This window comes from Hymenobacter lapidiphilus (genome assembly GCF_013377885.1).
Classification (GTDB): Bacteria; Bacteroidota; Bacteroidia; order Cytophagales; family Hymenobacteraceae; genus Hymenobacter; species Hymenobacter lapidiphilus.
The window spans coordinates 34,795-52,827 of sequence record NZ_JABKAU010000034.1 but is presented as its reverse complement, the minus strand read 5'-3'; the positions used below and the strand labels follow the sequence as shown (position 1 = coordinate 52,827).

13 protein-coding genes are annotated in these 18,033 nt (G+C 59.8%); 8 read left to right on the top strand and 5 right to left on the bottom strand.

Annotated features, from left to right (window positions below; translation table 11 throughout):
- Nucleotides 1-11 precede the first annotated feature (11 nt).
- A complete protein-coding gene (locus tag HW554_RS21110; protein WP_394354322.1) occupies nucleotides 12-131 on the top strand; it encodes a DUF2382 domain-containing protein in 120 nt (39 codons plus the stop codon).
- Between the two features lie 35 nt (nucleotides 132-166).
- Nucleotides 167-1,027 carry a YsnF/AvaK domain-containing protein gene (locus tag HW554_RS15800; RefSeq protein ID WP_246285341.1) on the top strand — a complete coding sequence of 287 codons (861 nt, stop codon included), beginning with the start codon at nucleotides 167-169 and terminating at the stop codon, nucleotides 1,025-1,027.
- A gap of 100 nt (nucleotides 1,028-1,127) precedes the next feature.
- Here HW554_RS15800 and HW554_RS15795 read toward each other — a convergent pair whose 3' ends face one another.
- The 4 genes from HW554_RS15795 to HW554_RS15780 form a co-directional block, all read right to left on the bottom strand.
- Nucleotides 1,128-2,588, bottom strand: a complete 1,461-nt coding sequence (locus HW554_RS15795; RefSeq protein WP_176909547.1) for a hypothetical protein — start codon at nucleotides 2,586-2,588, stop codon at nucleotides 1,128-1,130.
- 102 nt (nucleotides 2,589-2,690) lie between these two features.
- Nucleotides 2,691-6,374, bottom strand: a complete 3,684-nt coding sequence (dnaE, locus tag HW554_RS15790; RefSeq protein ID WP_246285339.1) for a DNA polymerase III subunit alpha — start codon at nucleotides 6,372-6,374, stop codon at nucleotides 2,691-2,693.
- A 347-nt stretch (nucleotides 6,375-6,721) separates the two neighbouring features.
- Nucleotides 6,722-8,089, bottom strand: coding sequence for a hypothetical protein (locus HW554_RS15785; RefSeq protein WP_176909545.1), 1,368 nt, complete (start codon nucleotides 8,087-8,089; stop codon nucleotides 6,722-6,724).
- A 97-nt stretch (nucleotides 8,090-8,186) separates the two neighbouring features.
- Entirely contained in the window at nucleotides 8,187-9,332 is a 1,146-nt protein-coding gene (locus HW554_RS15780) for a thioredoxin family protein (protein WP_176909544.1), read from the bottom strand.
- 182 nt (nucleotides 9,333-9,514) lie between these two features.
- Here HW554_RS15780 and HW554_RS15775 point away from each other — a divergent pair, with 182 nt between their 5' ends.
- The 6 genes from HW554_RS15775 to HW554_RS15750 all read left to right on the top strand — a co-directional run bounded on the left by HW554_RS15775 (nucleotide 9,515) and on the right by HW554_RS15750 (nucleotide 17,308).
- Nucleotides 9,515-11,380 carry an ABC transporter ATP-binding protein gene (locus HW554_RS15775; protein WP_176909543.1) on the top strand — a complete coding sequence of 622 codons (1,866 nt, stop codon included), beginning with the start codon at nucleotides 9,515-9,517 and terminating at the stop codon, nucleotides 11,378-11,380.
- A gap of 1,031 nt (nucleotides 11,381-12,411) precedes the next feature.
- Complete coding sequence (locus HW554_RS15770) at nucleotides 12,412-12,918, top strand: nucleoside deaminase (RefSeq protein WP_176909542.1); 507 nt, start codon at nucleotides 12,412-12,414, stop codon at nucleotides 12,916-12,918.
- Between the two features lie 150 nt (nucleotides 12,919-13,068).
- Nucleotides 13,069-13,674 carry a DUF4136 domain-containing protein gene (locus HW554_RS15765; protein ID WP_176909541.1) on the top strand — a complete coding sequence of 202 codons (606 nt, stop codon included), beginning with the start codon at nucleotides 13,069-13,071 and terminating at the stop codon, nucleotides 13,672-13,674.
- A gap of 224 nt (nucleotides 13,675-13,898) precedes the next feature.
- Nucleotides 13,899-15,023 (top strand): fatty acid desaturase family protein, encoded by a 1,125-nt coding sequence (locus tag HW554_RS15760; protein ID WP_176909540.1) that lies wholly within the window; start codon nucleotides 13,899-13,901, stop codon nucleotides 15,021-15,023.
- An 81-nt stretch (nucleotides 15,024-15,104) separates the two neighbouring features.
- Entirely contained in the window at nucleotides 15,105-16,088 is a 984-nt protein-coding gene (locus tag HW554_RS15755; RefSeq protein ID WP_176909539.1) for a hypothetical protein, read from the top strand.
- Nucleotides 16,089-16,243: 155 nt separating this feature from the next.
- Nucleotides 16,244-17,308: an MJ1255/VC2487 family glycosyltransferase gene (locus tag HW554_RS15750; RefSeq protein ID WP_176909538.1), complete on the top strand. Its 1,065-nt coding sequence runs from the start codon at nucleotides 16,244-16,246 to the stop codon at nucleotides 17,306-17,308.
- Between the two features lie 78 nt (nucleotides 17,309-17,386).
- On the opposite strand, the gene HW554_RS15745 is transcribed toward HW554_RS15750, so the two are convergent.
- Nucleotides 17,387-17,995, bottom strand: coding sequence for an HD domain-containing protein (locus HW554_RS15745; RefSeq protein ID WP_176909537.1), 609 nt, complete (start codon nucleotides 17,993-17,995; stop codon nucleotides 17,387-17,389).
- Between the last annotated feature and the right edge of the window lie 38 nt (nucleotides 17,996-18,033).

Here is an 18,033-nt window from a genome sequence, read left to right as displayed (position 1 = left end):
TGGTAGAGGAAATGCGTATCAGCAAACGCGTGGTGGAGGAGCATTTCACCAGCACCGTGCAGTTGCGCCAGGAGCATATCGAGGTGACACGCACCACCGCAGACCCGGCAGCGGGTGACACCCAACAGTAAAACCTTTCTTTTCAAACATTTTATAAATCAATCCCATGAACCAGAATCCCATGAATCAGACCGTAGTAGGAATTTTCGATACCGCCGCTCACGCCAATCAAGCTGCGCAACAACTTAAAACCGCAGGCTTCTCGCTCGACGATGTCGATACCATCTCTCGCGACTCGAAAGACGGTAGCAACTACTATAACAGCACTAATACTACTACCGAAGCCGCAGGCGACGCCGCCGGCCGCACCGGCGACAGCATCGGTAGCTTCTTCGATAACCTGTTCGGCGGCGACAGCGATAATGCCAGCCGTTACTCTCATGCCGCCCGCAACAGCAATTCGATGGTAACCGTGCATTGCAAATCGGCCGACCATGCCCACAAGGCCGCCGAAATCATGGACAATGCCGGAGCTGTTGATGTCGACGAGAAAGCCCAGCAGACTGGTTACCAGGCAAACGCCATGAACGCTGGCAACGATGCCAAAACGATGACAGCCGGTAACAACGAAATGTCTGCCAAAGTAATTGAGGAAGAGTTGAAAGTAGGTAAGCGCGTGGAGCAGACCGGTGGAGCCCGCCTACGGAGCCGCATCGTGGAGCGTCCGGTAGAAGCCAGTGTGCGTCTGCGTGAGGAGCACGTTACCGTAGAACGCACTGCCGTAAATCGTCCGGCCACGGAAGCCGATTTCAATGCCTTTAAAGAGGGTGAAATTGAAGTAACCGAGAGTGCCGAACGGGCCGTAATAGCCAAAGAGGCTCGTGTGGTGGAGGAAGTAACGCTTGGTAAAGAAGTAACTCAGCGCGAAGAAACCATCCACGACACGGTGCGCAAAACCGAAGTGGAGGTGGAGAAGCTCGGCACCAAGGGCGTGCGTAATGACCAGAATACGTCTAACCAGAAGTAATAATTGACTTGGCGGATTAGTATTTGTGTTTAGCCAACATTGCAAAATCCCCGTCCGGTATTCCGGGCGGGGATTTTTTATGCCCGTTAGTCAACTGTTGCTAACGTGGACCCGTGTTGCGTTGCCGGTCGATTTCATTGAGGTCGGCCTCGCCTTGTTGAGTGCTAACCCACTCGCAGATTGGACGTTTAGTAGCTCCGCCGTTGGCTGTTACCCGCAGGTAGTTGAGGCCCGCTGGGTTGGGAATGATGAGTTGGCAGGGCAGGCCGGGTAATTCCAGGCACAGGCGCAACATCTGGCCGGGGTCGGGCCACGGAATCTCAAGGTACTCGCGTACTGGCAGCGGGCCGACGGTTTGATTGTCGAGCGAAAACGAAACCGGCGCGGTAGAAGTGTCGGCGTAACGGTACATATAAATGTAGGCCGTATCGGTGCGGTGCGGCGCTGGCAGCAATGGGTTCGGGAACTGCCCGGCCGCGCCGGTACGCATGTCTACGGCGTAGCCCATTGGCTCGGCCGAGTGGTCGATGCCTGCCGCCATGCCGGAAGTCAGCAGGGCTCCAGCCAGTCCGCCCACAACGGCCGCACTGCCAGTGGCCCGGGCCTGCATGTAGGCTACGTCGGGAGGTGCTTCGCCCACAAAGGTGAAAAAGTTGCGGTGACGGTGGAGCGGAAAAAACCGCTTCTGGTGCTGCACAAACAGCTGGCGGCCATCCGAAAATCCCCAGACCTGCTTCGTGGGCTGACTCTGGTTTTTCTCGTTTAAAATTTTAACCCGCAACCGGGGTATACCGAGCCAGAGCAACCGGGCTTGTGGCGGCCCGAAGCCAAAGGCCACTGTATCGGTTGAGGCGCTCAACTCGGGGGCAGGCGTGTTGGCCAGAAACTGCTCGAAGGTGTAGTAGACACCCGGCCGGGGAATTTCCCGCAGAATAGCGGGCCCGGCTCCGGCAGTAGCCGTGGCGGAGATGGTAGGCACGTCGGTGGGTAGTTGGGCGAGGGTAAGCGCCGGGCCGGCGGTGCGTTCGGCCCAATTATGCGTGGTGAGCTGCTCCAGGCACTTTTGCAGCAGCAGCGCCACGTGCTCGGCGTGGAGCGAAGTGGTTTCGAGGGCACGCGCAGAAGTGTACGCTGACACGCTGCGCACAAAATGGTAGCCGTCGGGAAGATGCTCGTACACGTCGGCTGCCAGGTCGGCACTGGCTTTTTCGGTCAGGCCATTGAGCTGCTCGCCCACCCGCAGCTGGCGCAGGCACAGCACAATGGCATGGTCGTCGGGCCGGGCCGGCAGCTGCTGCCGGAGCAGATCAGTCAGCTCTGCCTCCAGGCCCCGCCGGAACACAATCAGCTTCGAACGATTGTCGAGGCCCCGGTACACCATGCCAATCGGTGGCTTGCCCGGCCGGCCATCCACCACCTGCTCCACATGCACCGTGCGGGAGGGCAGGTTAATCGTCTGGCGGCTCACGTCGAGATAATACTGCGCCATGGCCGCCGGCGCCAGCAAAACACCCCATAACACAGCCAGCACCACAAGGCCACGGCGAAATAATAACGACATTCTGCAGTATAGCATAACCTGAAAAAAACTGCCGCTACAACTCAGCGAGTTATAGCGGCAGTAAAAATCAGCGTTATCAATTACATCTGCAACAGCTGAAGTTTAGATCAGCTGGCAGGCCTCAATTTCCATCTCCCGCATCCGCCGGATGAACTCCTTGGGCTCGATGCGGTAGCGGCGCGAATAGGTGTCTACGGCGAGGTGCTCGTGGGGCTCGGCGAATTTGATTTCGAGCTTTTTGGAGCCGGCGGCCCCTTCCACGGCCTCCATGAAACGGTCCATGAACGGCTCGGTAATGGTGCGCAAATCGAGTTGCACGCGCACGCCGTTGGCCAGCTTTTCGGCCACATTGAACAGCGGCTCCATGGTCATGATTTTGAACTCGAACTGGTCGGAGTCGCGGAAGCGTTGGGCGTACTTGCCCCGCATGAACATGGGCGGCACCTGTTCCTTGTCGTAGTTGCGCGGGTTTATCAGGGCCGAGAACTTGGAGTAATCGTCGCGGAACAAAGCCAGGTTGAGGCTCGAATCGTAATCTTCGATGTTGAAGCTGACGAAGGGCTGGCCGGTTTTGGTGGTTTTGAACAGCACGTTGGAAATCAGCCCGGCTACGGTAATGTCGCGGTTCTTGTAGCTCTCAATCTTATCGAGCCCACAGGTGCAGTAGGAGTCGATTTCAAGCTTGAAGTCGTCCAAAGGGTGGCCCGAGAGGTAGAAGCCCACCACTTCCTTCTCGCGGCGCAGCTTCTCGGTGGGGCTCCAGGGCTCCATGTCCTGAATCTTGGGCATCGGAATGGCCATTTCGCCGCCGCCGCCGCCAAACAGGCTTTGCTGGGCCGATTCCTTGGCCGCTTGGTGCTGCTGGCCCACTTTCATGGCCTTCTCAATCAGACTCTGGTCGTTGCCGGGCGCTTCCAGGAACTGGCGGCGGTGGTAGCGGTCGAACGAGTCGAAGGCGCCAGCCTGGGCCATGCTCTCGAATGTTTTCTTGTTCACGGCCCGCAGATTCACCCGGCGCGAGAAGTCGAAAATATCGGCGTAATGGCCACCCTTCTCGCGCTCCTGCACAATTTCTTCTACGGCGGCTTCGCCCGCACCCTTCACGGCCGCCATGCCAAAACGAATCTGGCCCTGCTTGTTCACGTTGAACTTGAGGATGGATTCGTTGACATCGGGCCCGAGCACGGCCACGTTCTGCTTGCGGGCTTCCTCGATGAAGAAGGTCACCTTCTTGATGTCGCCCATGTTGTTGGTGAGCACCGCGGCCATGTACTCGGCCGGGTAATGGGCCTTGAGGTAGCCGGTCTGGTAGGCCACCAGCGAGTAGGCGGCCGAGTGGGAGCGGTTGAAGCCGTAAGCCGCAAACTTCTCCATCACGTCGAACACCTCGTTGGCTTTTTTAGCCACGATGCCGTGCAGGTTCTTGGCGCCCTCGCAGAATTTGTCCCGCTCCTGGGCCATCTTCTTCATGTCCTTTTTGCCCATGGCCCGGCGCAGCAAATCGGCGCCGCCCAGCGAGTAGCCGGCCAGAATCTGGGCCGCCTGCATAATCTGCTCCTGGTACACCATAATGCCCTGCGAGTAGTTCAGGATGGGTTCCAGCAACTCGTGCGGGTACTCCACAGCCTCGCGACCGTGCTTGCGGTTGATGAAGTTGGGAATGAACTGCATGGGGCCCGGGCGGTACAGGGCGTTCATGGCAATCAGGTCCTCGATGTTGGTCGGCTTGAGGTCCTTGAGGTACATGCGCATGCCCTCACTCTCGAACTGGAACGTGCCGATGGTGTCGCCGCGCTGGTAGAGCTCGTAGGTCTTCAGGTCGTCAATCGGAATCTCGTCGATGTCGATTTTGACGCCGTGATTTTTCTCAATCAGGTTGATGGCATCCACGATAATCGTGAGTGTCTTCAAACCCAAAAAGTCCATTTTCAGCATCCCGGCACTCTCAATCACCTTGCCGTCGAACTGGGTGATGAGCAATTCCGATTCCTTGGAGGTCGAAACCGGGATGTACTTGGTGATGTCGTCGGGGGCGATGATGATGCCCGCCGCGTGGATGCCGGTGTTGCGCACCGAGCCTTCGAGCTGGGTGGCGAGGCGCAGAATGTGGCCGCGCAGGTTGTCGGGCGCGTCGTCGCGCCGGATCATGTCGAGCTCCTGGTTCTCGGCGAAGGCCTTGGTGAGCGTGGTGCCCACCTGGTCGGGTACCATTTTCACGAGGTCGTTGGCCAGGGCCAGCGGCAAATCCATCACCCGCGACACATCCTTGATGCTCGATTTGGCGGCCATCGTACCGAAGGTGATAATCTGGGCCACCTGGGTTTTGCCGTACTTGCCCACCACGTAGTCAATCACGCGCTGGCGGTTCACGTCGTCGAAGTCAATGTCGATATCGGGCATCGACACCCGTTCGGGGTTCAGGAAACGCTCGAACAACAGCGAGTACTTGATGGGGTCGATGTTGGTGATGCCCACGCAGTAGGCCACGGCCGAACCGGCCGCCGAACCCCGGCCCGGCCCTATAGCCACGCCATTGTTGCGGCCGTGGTTGATGAAATCCTGGGTGATAAGGAAGTAGCCCGCGAAACCCATCGTCTCAATCACGCGCAGCTCATAGTCCAGCCGCTCCTCAATTTCGGGAGTACGCTCGGAGTAGCGACGCTTCTCGCCCTCGAACGCACCCTGGTAGGTGAGGTGACGCAGGAAGGCGTCGGCGTTGGCGTGCTCAACCGGAATCGGGAAGTTGGGCAGCAGAATGTCACGCTGCAGCTTGGGCGGCGTGATTTTATCCACGATTTCGTTCGTGTTGTCCACGCTTTCCGGCACGTCGGCGAACAGGGCGCTCATCTCCGCCTGGCTCTTGAAATAGAACTGGTCGTTGGCGAAGCCGAAGCGCGACTTGGGCCGGGGGGCCTGGGCCTCCTCGTCGATGCGCTGGAGCTGGCGGCGCACGGCGGCATCCTGGCCGGCCAGAGGCCGCAGGTTGTCGAGGTGGTCATACAGGACTTTGTTGTCCTGCGAAATCATCCGGAAATACTGGGTCTGGAAGTCACCCACCGGGATGCTGTGCTCCTCGCCGGTATTCACGCACAGCAGAATATCGTGCGGCGCGAAGTCGGTCTGGTCGACGTAGTGCGAGTCGTTGGTGCAGATGACCTTGACGTTGTACTTGCGGGCCAGGCCCAGCAATACCTGGTTCACGTCTTCCTGGCTTTTGCCGGTGCCATCGAAGTTCATCAGCCCGTGGCGCTGAATCTCGATGTAGTAATCGTCCTCGAACACGTCGAGCCACCACTTCAGCAGCTCCTCGGCCTGAGCTTCGCCCTGGAACAGGATAGCCTGCGGAATCTCGGCGCCAATGCAGCAGGATGTGGCAATGAGGCCCTTGTGGTACTGGAGCAGCAGCTCCTTATCGATGCGCGGGAACTTGCCGTACACGCCCTCAATGAAGCTCATCGAACACAGCTTGCTCAGGTTGTGGTAGCCGTCCTGGTCCTTGGCCAGCAGCAGCTGGTGGTAGCGCTTGTCCCGCTCGCCTTTTTCGCGGCTGAAGGCCTTTTTGTGACGGTCGGCCACCATATAGAACTCGCAGCCCACAATCGGCTTCACGTTGTACTTGTTGGCCTCGGCCACGAAGTTGAACGCCCCGAACATGTTGCCGTGGTCGGTGAGGGCCACGGCCGGCATACCGTCGGCCTGGGCTTTTTTCATCAGGCCCGAAATGGAGGCCTGCCCATCGAGCAGCGAGTATTGGGTGTGGGAGTGCAGGTGCGAAAAAACGGCCATAATTGGAGCGCGCCGGGCCATCAGGACCCATCGCGAAGAGTAAAGTTACCGCCGCCGGGCCGGAAAGGAAAGTTGGAAAAGCAGCGCTTTTTGCGTAATCAGAAGAAAGGACGCCCGCTTACCGACCTGCGCTACCGGCCCGGCCCGCGGCCGCCGGAATACAACGGTTTCGGACGCATCATGAAGCGGCAGTGCTCCGCTCAAGGGGGCCTTTCAAGCACACTTCCCCATCACTGTTCAGTGGTCGATGTAGGGGCGGGGCTTGCCCTCGCCCACAGTCTGGCGATAATCGTTTAGCGGTGGGCGAAGCTAAGCCCTGCCCCTACCTACACTAACCTGCAACCCGCTCAGATGCCCTCGTCCGGAGCTGCTACCGAGTCCATGGTTTCTTCGGGCCGGGGCTCAATGGGCTCCGGGGCCGTTCCCTCTACCGAATCGGTTGGTTCCGGCTCTAGCTGCATGGTGTCGGGCTGGATATCGAACAGGGTAGGGGCGGCGGCTTCCAGATTCTCCTCATCGGTGTCAGGCTGATCTTCGCGAGGCTGGCTGCGGGTTTCCCCACTGCTGGCCGGTGGGCGTACATAGTGCTGCACGGCCCAGCCCCCTGCCCCGATAGCAGCCAGCAGCCCCAGCACCAACGCTGCCCGGGGCCACTGCAGCCGCCACTGCGCTGTGGCGGTGGCGGGGTGTAAACCGCCCGGCCTCGGCTTAACGACCGGTGCCGACGAGGCTGACGCAGTTCCCGGAGCGGCAGCGGCAGGCACAATAGTAGTTGGAGCGGCCGCCGCCGAAACTGTGGCGGTGGGGCGGGTTTGAAGCTGCGCTACTTGCTGGCCCAGCTGCTGCATGCGGGCCTCCAGCTCCCGGTTGCGGACTTCTGCTTCCTGGCGCGAAGCCGTAATGGCGGCGGCCAGCGCGTTTTTCTCCTGAGTTTCGGCGGCCAGCCGGGCCTGCAGGGTAGCTACTTCGGCGGCGGCCGATGGTGTGGTGGCCAACTGCTGCCGGAGCTGGGTAATGCTTTGCTCACGGGCAGCCTCGCGGGCCTCCATTTGCAGGCGCTGCTGCTCTAGCTCGGCAAACAGCTGCTGCCGGAGCTGCTCCAGCCGCTGCTGCTCGGCGGCTGCATCGGTGGACGGTGCCAGCTGCGCCGGGGCGGTGCCATAGGGTGGGTCGGCGGGCACATCGGCGGCCCCGAGCCAGTTCCAGAGCTGCCGGGCTTTCTGCTCCCAGAAAGCTGTCGGATATGTTTCCTCTTCCTCTGCTTCTTCCTCGTCTTCGGTGAGGCTTTCTGCCCATCGCTGCAGCAGGGTATCGGGTAGCAGCAGTGTTGTGGGCAGTGCCCGCAGCCGCTGAGGCAGGCGTTCGAGCGTTGTGATGGGCCAGGCAGTGGCCTTATCAGCCGAATCGGACCCAATGATGAAACCTGTAATGGCCGCGGCCGGCACCGCTGGCAGCTCGGGCCATGTGCCTAGCCAAGCCGCCAGCGCCGTTTGCTGTGCCTGCGTGGTGGTGCCCAATGCTTTGGCACTTGGCTGCAGCACCACCACCCGGCCCGGCAGCACGGCCACGGCAGGTAGCGTCAGGGCCTCGGATACCGTTAAGTTCGCCAGCAGCAGCCCGGTAGCGCCGTCGGCTTCCAGTGCATCGCCCAGGTTCGCAAACCAAGTGGCGGCATCGGCATCGTGGAAGGGGGCGAAGGTGAGGCGGTGGAGCATAGAAGACAAAACGGCGACCGGAACGGTAAAAGTACGCCCCGTAGCGCCGGGCGTTCTATCACTGCTGCATCAGCTGCCGAATGCATTCGGCAGCAGCTTACTTTTTCGCTTTGGCGTTGAGCGCCTGCAGCAGCTCTTGAGCTTCTTCCCCCGATTCTTTCTGCAGTTTTGCCTGTTGCAAAGCCGCCTGCGCCGCCGCCCGGGCTGGAGACTCACGCCGGGCCTGCAGCAGCAGCTGCGCGTGCAGCAGCAGGTTTTCGTAGTTGCGCTCCTGCTTCAGCAGCACCGGCATTAGGTCCAGCACCGCCGCCACGGCCTGCTGTTGCCGGGTTGGCCCTTGCTCCTTGCCAAAGTAGTAAACGTACTTCGCCGTATTGATCAGCCTATTTTTATCAGGGGCCGGCAACTGGCTATACCGGCGCGTGGCTTGCGCGTACCCAGCCCAGTCGCGACGCATTTCCAAGAAGTTGATGGTCGCAAGGGCACTGGCCTGGGCGGTATCAGCAAAGCTGGTTTTGATGAGTTGCTGAAGCTCCTGGAACGCCTGGTTATCGGGTTGTTCACCCGCCTCGGATGCCAGGCCTCTAAGCGCCCAATCTGCTTTTTGTTGCCGCTCCTTCGCCGAAAACCAGGGCGCGAAATCAGCCTGGTGAGTTAGGAAAAAGCGGTTGGTCTGCGGCGTGTACTGGGCAAAAATATAGCGCAGGTTCTGCTCGCTCCGCAGCTGCTCCGCGGTTTGCGTGGTCAGGTATTCGGCCACCACCTGGGCCTGCGGGACTTCTCTTCGGGTAGGAAAGTTCAGGGCGCGGGAGTAGCGATAGAGCAAATCGGGCGTGCGGTTGCCGCTTTGGTACTGCCGTTGCAGGCCGTAAAACGCCGTTTCGGGCGCAAATGCTGCCCGGGCATCGGCCACGAAGTCAGCCGCCGGTTTCGCGCCGCCGCCGCGGTGCAGCGGGTTGCCCGCTTCGTCGAGGTAGAGGTAGGTGGGGAAGGAGGCAATATCGTAGCGGCGGGTGAAGGCCGTATCAACTTCCGTATTCACCTTAAAGGCCACAAATGTGGCATTGTAGTAGGCCGCAACCGTGGGGTCCTGGAAAGTGATGCTTTCCATTTCCTGGCAGAAATGGCAGCCGGGCGCGTAGGCATACACAAAAATGGGCCGCTGCGTTTGCCGGGCCTTCGCCAGCGCGGCCTCCCACGAGGTCGGCTCGAAGGCTAAGCTGGCGGTTTGAGCCCGGGCCATGAGGGTAATCAGGCATAGAAGCCCTGGCGTACTCATCCGTTTCATAATCAGCACAATAAAGCCGGTGCCCGTGGCCAGAGGTGGAAAGAAATAACGACCGTAAGGTAGCGTATTTTCCGAACGAAGCCTGCCAAAACGGCCGCCCCGGCACCCCGGCCCGAAGTGTGCCGTACAAGGGGCCTATGGCTCCTTCTGATTCCTTCTTCGCTAAAAAGCCCCGCGCCGACGGCAAGCCCGCCCTTTCGGTGCGCGAGCGGTTTTCGGCCCTCAAAAACCTGCCGGCCTTCCTGCGCCTGATCTGGCAGACCAGCCCGGTCCTGACACTAGGCAACGTGGCACTGCGCCTGTTGCGGGCGGCCCTGCCGGTGGCCATGCTCTACGTAGCCCAGCTTATTCTCGACTCCATTATTGGTTTGAGTCGTCAGCCGGCCGAGGCCCGCGAGCTGACGCCGGTTCTGACGCTGGTGGCCCTGGAGTTTGGGCTGGCCATTCTGTCTGATGCTTTGGGCCGCGGCGTTGCGTTGCTCGACTCGCTGCTCGGCGACCTGTTTGCCAACCAGACCTCCATCCGGTTGATGGAGCACGCCGCCGAGCTGGACCTCGACCAGTTCGAGGACAGCACGTTTTATGACAAGCTGGAGCGGGCCCGCCGCCAGACCCTTTCGCGCACCGTGCTCATGTCGCAGGTGCTCAGCCAGGCCCAGGATGCCATTACGATGGGTTTTCTGGCCGTGGGGCTGGTAGCGTTCAACCCGTGGCTGCTGGTGTTGCTGCTGGTGGCCGTGGTGCCGGCCTTCCTGGGCGAGTCGCACTTCAACGAGCGTAGCTACTCGCTGGTACACGGCTGGACGCCCGAGCGCCGCGAGCTGGACTACCTGCGCCAGACCGGGGCTTCCGATGACACGGCCAAGGAGGTTAAAATCTTCGGCCTGTCGACCTTTCTGACGGATCGGTTTCGCACGTTGTCGGATGATTTTTACGCCAAGAACAAGGCGCTGGTGGTTAAGCGGGCTGGTTGGGGTACGTTTTTCGCGGCGGTGGGCGCGGCGGGTTACTACGCGGCCTACGTGTATATTATTATGGAGGCCGTGGCCGGGACCGTCAGCATTGGCCAGCTCACGTTTCTGGCCGGCTCGTTTGCCCGCATGCGGGGTTTGCTCGAAGGCATATTGAGCCGCTTCAGCGCGGTGGCCGAAGGGGCGCTGTACCTGCAGGATTTCTTCGACTTCTTCCGGCTACAGCCCCGCATCCGCCGCGACGAAAGCCAGCCGGTGCGGCCTTTTCCCAATCCTATCCGTGAAGGCTTTACGTTTGAAAACGTGGGCTTCCAGTACCGTAACGCCGAAAAATGGGCCCTGCGTCACCTTAACTTTCACTTGCAGGCCGGCGAGAAGCTGGCGCTGGTGGGTGAGAACGGGGCCGGCAAAACCACCATGGTCAAGCTGCTCTCCCGCCTCTACGACCCCACCGAGGGCCGCATCCTGCTCGACGGCTACGACCTGCGCGAGTACGACCCGCGGGAGCTGCGCCAGGAAATTGGCGTCATTTTCCAGGACTTCGTGCGCTTCCAGCTGCCGGCCGGCCAGAACCTGGCCGTGGGCCGCATCGAGCAGCAGCACAACCGCCCCCGCATCGAGCAGGCCGCCGCGCAAAGCCTCGCCGACTCGGTAATTGCCAAGCTGCCCGCCGGCTACGACCAGATGATTGGCCGCCGCTTCAACGGCGGCGTGGATTTGAGCGGCGGCGAGTGGCAGAAAATAGCCCTGGGCCGCGCCTACATGCGCGACGCCCAACTCCTGATTCTCGACGAGCCGACTGCTGCCCTCGACGCCCGCGCTGAGTATGAGGTGTTCCAGCGTTTCAAGGACCTAACGCTGGGTAAAACTGCCGTCCTCATCAGCCACCGCTTCAGCACCGTGCGCATGGCTGACCGCATCCTGGTTATCGAAAACGGGCAGTTCGTGGAAATTGGCAGCCATGAGGAGCTACTGGCCAAGGGTGGCCGCTACGCTGAGCTGTTCAAGCTTCAGGCGGCAGGGTATCAGTAGGGATTGTTGGGGAAGTCGGGGAATAGGGGTAAGTTTCGGGAAGCATACCAATGGTGGTACTCTTGACGCAACTTATAAAGCATTGAGTAGTGTCAATCATGGTGTTAGGCATAGAAGCTGTTTAGGAAGTACCCGGAATCAATTAGAACGTCATGCTGAGCTCGCCGAAGCATCTCTACCGCTTCGCTGAATGACTGTAACGAAACGGTAGAGATGCTTCGGCAAGCTCAGCATGACGTCCTTTTGACTTTCTAAACAGCTTCATAATAATAATAATAATAATAACTCTTGAAACAACGAACCTTCTACTTCGACCGACTTCGATCTTGGGATTACATTTCAATTTTCATTTACATCTTATTAAGCGTTACAATTTACATAGGTTACAAAGAAATAATTGACCTTGGAGATACACCGAATTACTTGCTAGGCTATATCTTAGGGACTCATCTTTTTCTTTACTTTTTCAACTATCGCTCTCTAAGAAATTTCGCTGTGTTCTTAATCTGGACGGGTATTGGATTTTTTCATCTCTTCATGTATCTCCAGTTGAGAGACGACCCCACTTTACAGCTGGCAAATGGACATGCAGCTACTGGACTTAGGAATACAATTATTCTTCTCTTGCTTTTTCAACTATTAAGAATCCTAAGTTTAAATATTCAGAAGCAAGAATTTGTGGCCGTATCAAGGAGTAGGACAGACCTTTTCGATGAGCGCAGTATAAACATGCTGGACACGCTTATTTTTATTGTGTATTTTATTTCTGCCGTCGGACTGTTAGTTTGGGAATAAGAATCACTACACCTAAAATGGGTTTTGCAAAAATGACGGGTGACGTTATTCTCGAAATTTTTCTACACTTAACTAAGTTTTTTGCCGGGTGACAATTAAGTGCTTTCTATCCGCTATCTTCGTAAATGCCTAACAATCAGGGGCGAAGCAATGCATTACACCAAATACGCACGAAACTGCTGCCCCCCCACTACGTCCCTGGTAAATCCGCATAGCGCACCTATCCACTACTAGCCATGCCCCACCCGTCCAAATTCCTCACCGAAACCGACCTCCAACACCTGCGCCACTGCCTTGCGCTGGCCGAGCAGGCCCTGGAAGCCGGCGACGAGCCGTTTGGCTCGGTGCTGGTGGGTGGCAACGGCGCGGTGCTGGCCACTGCCCGCAACCGGGTGAACGAGCTGAATAACCTGGCCCACCCCGAGCTAGAGCTGGTGCGCTGGGCCGGCGAAAATCTGTCGGAAGAGGAGCGACGGGAAGCTACGCTCTACACCAGCGGCGAGCATTGCCCCATGTGCGCGGCCGCCCACGGCTGGCTGGGCCTGGGCCCGATTGTGTACCTGAGCTCGGCCCAACAGCTGCAGGAGTGGCTGCGGGAGGCCGGCGCGCCGGCCGCACCCATTACGTTTCGGCCGGTGCAGGAGCTGATACCCGGCGTGGAGGTGCGCGGCCCCGGCAGCGGCGAGCTGCTGGAGCAGATAAAGGCGCTGCAGCTGCGCCGCCACACTCGCTCCGCAAGATAAGTTTTCAGCTATTGGGCTTCCTGCGGCTGCTCTGGGGCGGATGGAGCCAGATGGGGTAAAAAAATAAGGGCTTTTTCGGCTGATAGTCAATCGATAAGCGCGTTGGTTTTCGTAGTTTAGTAAGCACGACCTACTAACTCCCACGCGCTTATGAACTGGACGATTACTTTACTAGGCAGCGCGAGTATGCTGCTGTCGGGTTGCCTGATGTCGCAGGAGGCCCGCGTCGAATCTGACTACAGCTATGCCGGGCAGTTCCGGCGCTACCGCACCTACGAGTTCGTGAGCGGCGAGGGCCTCAACTCCGACACCAGCCGGCTGGGTGAGGCCGTGCGCGACGCCATCCGTACCCGCCTCAAAGTGCAGGGCTACCGCTCGTCCCGCCGCAAGCCCGATCTGCTGGTAAACTTTCATCTGTTCGAAGGCGATATGCGCTTTCGCGGCTATCAGCAGGAAGATTTTACCAAGTGGGTGAGCAACGGCAATGCCGAAGACGAGGACACGCCCAAAGATGCGCGCAAAGGCTACCAGCCGGTGCGGTTGCTGCTCTCAGAAGGCACACTGCTCGTCACGCTCATCGACAACCGCTCGAACAAAGCCATCTGGAACGGTTATGCCTCGGGCGTAAGCGTGCCGGCCGGGCCGCGGGGCGAAATGGTACTGCGCCGCTCGGTACGCTCCATTTTCGACCAGTACCACGTGTTTACGGCCGGTTATCTAAGTGGCCAGAGCCCGGTTGGTTCCGACGAGGAGTAGGCCCCTGGCGCTGGCCGCCGAACCAAACGCCGTTCTCAGTAGTTTAGGGCTCAGTTCGGGCCACAGTAGTAATTTTGGGGCCTGAATAGCAGAAGAAGGGGGTTGCTGCCGACCATTGGGTTGGGCAATAGCACTATCTTCGCGGCAGCCTGCCAGTTGGCGGCTACCCATTTTCACCTCTGTAGCAGAATAGCTCTGCTGCTGTTCAACAGCACCAAAGCCGCATGAGCACCAAACCCCTTCGGTTTACCAACGTCCAGCGTTCTACGTTTTTTGCCACAGTTCGCGAGCGGGCTGATGCCTATTTCCGCGACAACAACCTCTCGCGCCACGCCAACGGCGCTATGTGGGCCAAAACCGCCTTTTTTCTGGGTTCCTTCGTGCTCACCTACGGGCTGATTATCTCCAACCAGTTCAGCGTGCCGGTTATGGCAGGGCTGGCGGCGTTGCTTGGGGCCATCTGCGCCTTTATCGGCTTCAATGTGTGCCACGATGCGCTGCACGGCTCGTTTTCGGCCAGCAAGCGCGTGAACAAGGGCCTGGGGCTGATTTTCAACCTGATTGGGGCCAGCCCTTACGTGTGGAACATTACCCACAACGTGGTGCACCACACCTACACCAACATTGCCGGCCACGATGAGGACATTGAAGTAGCGCCCGGACTGGTGCGGCTCGATGCCAGCGAGCCGGTGCGCCGGATTCAGCGGTACCAGCACTGGTATGCGTTTTTGCTCTATGGGCTGGCCTCGCTCTCGTGGGTGCTGCGCAAGGATTACAAAAAGTTTTTCCAGCCTAAAATTGGGCAGCAGGTGGCCAATCATCCGCGCCGCGAATATTTCAACCTGTTCTTTTACAAGGCCATTTATTACGTGCTCTTTATTGTGGTGCCACTGTTGGTGCTCGATATTACGTGGTGGCAGTGGGCGCTGGGCTTTGTGCTGATGCACTTCGTGGAAGGGCTGGTGCTGGGCCTCGTGTTTCAGCTGGCCCATGTGGTAGAGGGCACCGCTTTCCCGCTGCCCGACGAGCAGAACGACATGCGTGAGGCCTGGGCCGTGCACCAGCTGCGCACCACGGCCAACTTTTCGCCCGACAGCCCCTTGGCCAGCTTCCTGTGCGGCGGCCTCAACCGTCAGATCGAGCACCACCTGTTCCCGAAGGTCTGCCACATCCATTACCCGGCGCTGGCCCGCATTGTGCGCGAAACGGCCCACGAATTCAATCTGCCTTACCTGGAAAACCCCACGTTTGTGGGGGCGCTGCAGTCGCACCGCCGGGTGCTGTGGCAGATGGGGGCCGGGGCTTGGGCTACGGCCCAGCAGACGCCGCGGGCGCAGGTGGCAGCGTAGCCAGCCGGCCCGGCAGTAACGAGAGCGGGGCCTCCGCTCTGCGCAATAAAAAGTACCTTCGGCCCGGTTTTAGCCCACCGAATGAACGTACTTTTTATGCGCCTCTTTATGAACACTATTTTCTCCCGGCGCTGGGTTGCCGGGCTGCTGGCGGGTAGCGCCGGCCTGCTGGCTGCTGGCTGCACCGCGCCGCGCGCCATTGTAAGCACTGGCAAAGTAACGCCCCGGGGCGAGTTTCGGGTAGGCGGCAACCTTGCCTTCAATGTGCCCACCGAAACTATCAGTAAGGCGGGCTCCACGCTCAAATCGGCCGCTCGCGAGCTGGCTCAGAAGGCCGCTAACGACACGGTGCGCTACAACCAGACCATCGAGAAGCTGCAGGTGGCCGCCATTGCCTTCGCCCTCGACCCGGTGCGGCCTTCGTCGGACCTGTACCTGCGCTACGGCGTTATCGACCGGCTCGATGTGGGCTACAAGTACGCGTTCGGCTCGCACGTATTCGATGCCATGTACCAGTTTCTGGGGCCCGTGGGCAGCGTAGAAAACCCCGGTTCCAGCCGGCCCGGCACCACTTACGCCAGCATCGGGCTGCAGTATGCCACCCAGCGTACTAAGCTGCCGAGCATTCCCTTTCTCGATGATGTGAATGCGCTGCTGGGCTTCCGGGCTTCGCGCCACGACCTGATTGTGCCGCTGGTGTTCAGCCAGTCGTTGGGGGCGGAGGAAGAAATTGGGGCCATTTCCTACGGCGTGGTGTACGCCCATACCTTCCTGCGCTACGGCCTCACGCCGGGTAACCTGTTCAACGGGCCGGGCAGCCAGTTCGTAACGGGCAAGGTGCCCGAGCTACCCACGGTTCGTCAGAATTTTGGCTCGTACGGAATATTCTTCAACGCTAAACTGGGCTACCGCTACGCCTACGTCATTCCGGCGCTGTCGGTGTACTACCAGAACTACGGCGAATACCAGCTGCTCAACAACCAAACCGCCAAGCTCAGCGGCCTCACGTTCATCCCGAGCCTGGGCCTGCAGTTCCGTATTCCGGGCTCCTCGGCGCGGCGCTAACCGGGTTTTCTCGCACAACCAACACATTAAACGGCTGTAGCGCGAAGCTCCGGCTTCGCGCTACAGCTGAACGACCTCGTATGGCAGTCAGCAATACGCGAAGCCGGAGCTTCGCGCTGCAGCCGTTCCGTAACCGATAGTCAACGCTTGCACCCATGAAAATTCTGTACGGAGTGCCCGGCGAGGGGCTGGGGCACGCTACCCGCAGCAAGGTGGTTATTGGCTACCTGTTGGGCCAGGGCCATGAGGTGCGGGTAGTGAGTAGCTCGCGAGCCTACCAGCTGCTGGCGGCAGCCTTTCCGGGAGGCGGGGTGCACGAGATAAAGGGCTTCCATCTGGCGTACAAGAACATCACGGTATCGAAGTCGCGGACGGCGGCCCTCACGCTGCGCTCGGCCCCGGAAAGCCTGCGCGTTAACTTCGGCAAGTACCGCGAGCTGCTGCGCGACTTCGAGCCCGACGTGGTGATTTCCGACTTCGAATCGTTCAGCTACTACTACGCGCAGTGGAAAGGCCTGCCGGTTATCAGCATCGACAACATGCAGATAATCAGTCGGGCCGTGCTGGATGTGGCGGTGCCGGCCGCCGAGCGGGGCAACCTGGCGCTGGCCCGCCGCCTGGTGCAGGCCAAGCTGCCGCGCAGCCAGCATTACCTCATCAGCACGTTTTTCCGGCTGCCCCTGCGTAAGGAGCGTACCACGCTGGTGCCGCCCATTCTGCGGCCCGAGGTGCTGGCTTTGGCCCCGACCAAGGGCCGCCACGTGCTGGTGTATCAGTCGGCCACTACCCAGCAAAACCTGGTGGCCCAGCTGCAGCAGCTGCCCAACCAGGAGTTTCGGGTGTACGGCTTCAACCGCGAAGAAACCCACGGCAACGTGCAGTTACGGGCCTTTAGTGAGGCTGGTTTTCTGGCCGACCTGGCCAGTGCCCGGGCCGTAATTACCAATGGAGGCTTTTCGCTGATCAGTGAGGCTGTGTACCTGCGCAAGCCCATCTGCGCGGTGCCCATTCCGGCGCAGTTCGAACAGTTTCTCAATGCCGCGCAGGTAGAGAAGCTCGGCTACGGCCGCCACTTTGCCACCATTACCCCCGATAATCTCCGGGCCTTCCTCTACGATTTATCGGGCTTCGAAGCGTCCTTGCAAACTTACGAGCAGCACGATAACCAGGAGCTGTTTACGGCATTGGAAGAAGTGCTAGCGGGTATCAGCACGACGTAGGGGCGGGGCTTGTCCCCGCCCGCCATTCGCACTATTTCAACGATTCTGTTCAACGGCGGGCGGGGACAAGCCCCGCCCCTACGTCGTGCTGTTTCCCAAACTCTCCAACCGCTCTTTTGCCTCCGCCAGGCGCTCCTGTTTGGCGGCTTCGCGGCGGGCGGTAGCCGTGGGCGTCCAGTAGTGGTGGGTGCTCAGAAACTGAACCTGCAGCTCCAACCAGGTGGTTTCGTCGGCCATGAGGCCCCGGGCTGCCAGTTCCCCGAACAGCGTCTGGCTGACGGGCCAGAAGTCGGCAGGTCGGCCAAGATAATCCAGGTCGGCATCGCACAGAATCCGGGCTAGGTGCGAGTCGCCGGGGCACTGGGGCATCTGGGTGGCCATAATAAGCTGGCAGATCAGCTCAATCTGCGGCGCTGCGTAGCCGAAGCCAGGTAGCACCTGTCGGGCCAGCACACAGCTGGCCGCCTCGTGGCCCTGGTAGGTGGTCAGGAAACCGGCATCGTGGTAATAGGCCGCCGTGCGCAGTAGGGCCAGTTCTTCGGTATCGGTAATTCCCTCGGCCCGGGCCAGCGACCCGGCCTGCTGCACTACGTCGAGGGTGTGGTGCAGGCCGTGGTAAAGCAGAGACGGGGAGAGGTTCCGGCGCAACTGGTTGAGCACGTATGTTTCGGCGCGGAGGCAATCCATTGTCGGGGAGCGGTTGGCGGCTGGCACTTGGCGGATAG

What these genes read in the sequence shown, in the direction of transcription:
- HW554_RS15785 (WP_176909545.1), bottom strand. Translation starts at nt 8,089, where the DNA reads ATGCTCCACCGCCTCACCTTCGCCCCCTTCCACGATGCCGATGCCGCC.
- dnaE (WP_246285339.1), bottom strand. Translation starts at nt 6,374, where the DNA reads ATGGCCGTTTTTTCGCACCTGCACTCCCACACCCAATACTCGCTGCTC.
- HW554_RS15770 (WP_176909542.1), top strand. Translation starts at nt 12,412, where the DNA reads ATGCCCCACCCGTCCAAATTCCTCACCGAAACCGACCTCCAACACCTG.
- HW554_RS15760 (WP_176909540.1), top strand. Translation starts at nt 13,899, where the DNA reads ATGAGCACCAAACCCCTTCGGTTTACCAACGTCCAGCGTTCTACGTTT.
- HW554_RS15765 (WP_176909541.1), top strand. Translation starts at nt 13,069, where the DNA reads ATGAACTGGACGATTACTTTACTAGGCAGCGCGAGTATGCTGCTGTCG.
- HW554_RS15795 (WP_176909547.1), bottom strand. Translation starts at nt 2,588, where the DNA reads ATGTCGTTATTATTTCGCCGTGGCCTTGTGGTGCTGGCTGTGTTATGG.
- HW554_RS15745 (WP_176909537.1), bottom strand. Translation starts at nt 17,995, where the DNA reads ATGGATTGCCTCCGCGCCGAAACATACGTGCTCAACCAGTTGCGCCGG.
- HW554_RS15780 (WP_176909544.1), bottom strand. Translation starts at nt 9,332, where the DNA reads ATGGCCCGGGCTCAAACCGCCAGCTTAGCCTTCGAGCCGACCTCGTGG.
- HW554_RS15775 (WP_176909543.1), top strand. Translation starts at nt 9,515, where the DNA reads ATGGCTCCTTCTGATTCCTTCTTCGCTAAAAAGCCCCGCGCCGACGGC.
- HW554_RS15800 (WP_246285341.1), top strand. Translation starts at nt 167, where the DNA reads ATGAACCAGAATCCCATGAATCAGACCGTAGTAGGAATTTTCGATACC.
- HW554_RS15755 (WP_176909539.1), top strand. Translation starts at nt 15,105, where the DNA reads ATGAACGTACTTTTTATGCGCCTCTTTATGAACACTATTTTCTCCCGG.
- HW554_RS21110 (WP_394354322.1), top strand. Translation starts at nt 12, where the DNA reads ATGCGTATCAGCAAACGCGTGGTGGAGGAGCATTTCACCAGCACCGTG.
- HW554_RS15750 (WP_176909538.1), top strand. Translation starts at nt 16,244, where the DNA reads ATGAAAATTCTGTACGGAGTGCCCGGCGAGGGGCTGGGGCACGCTACC.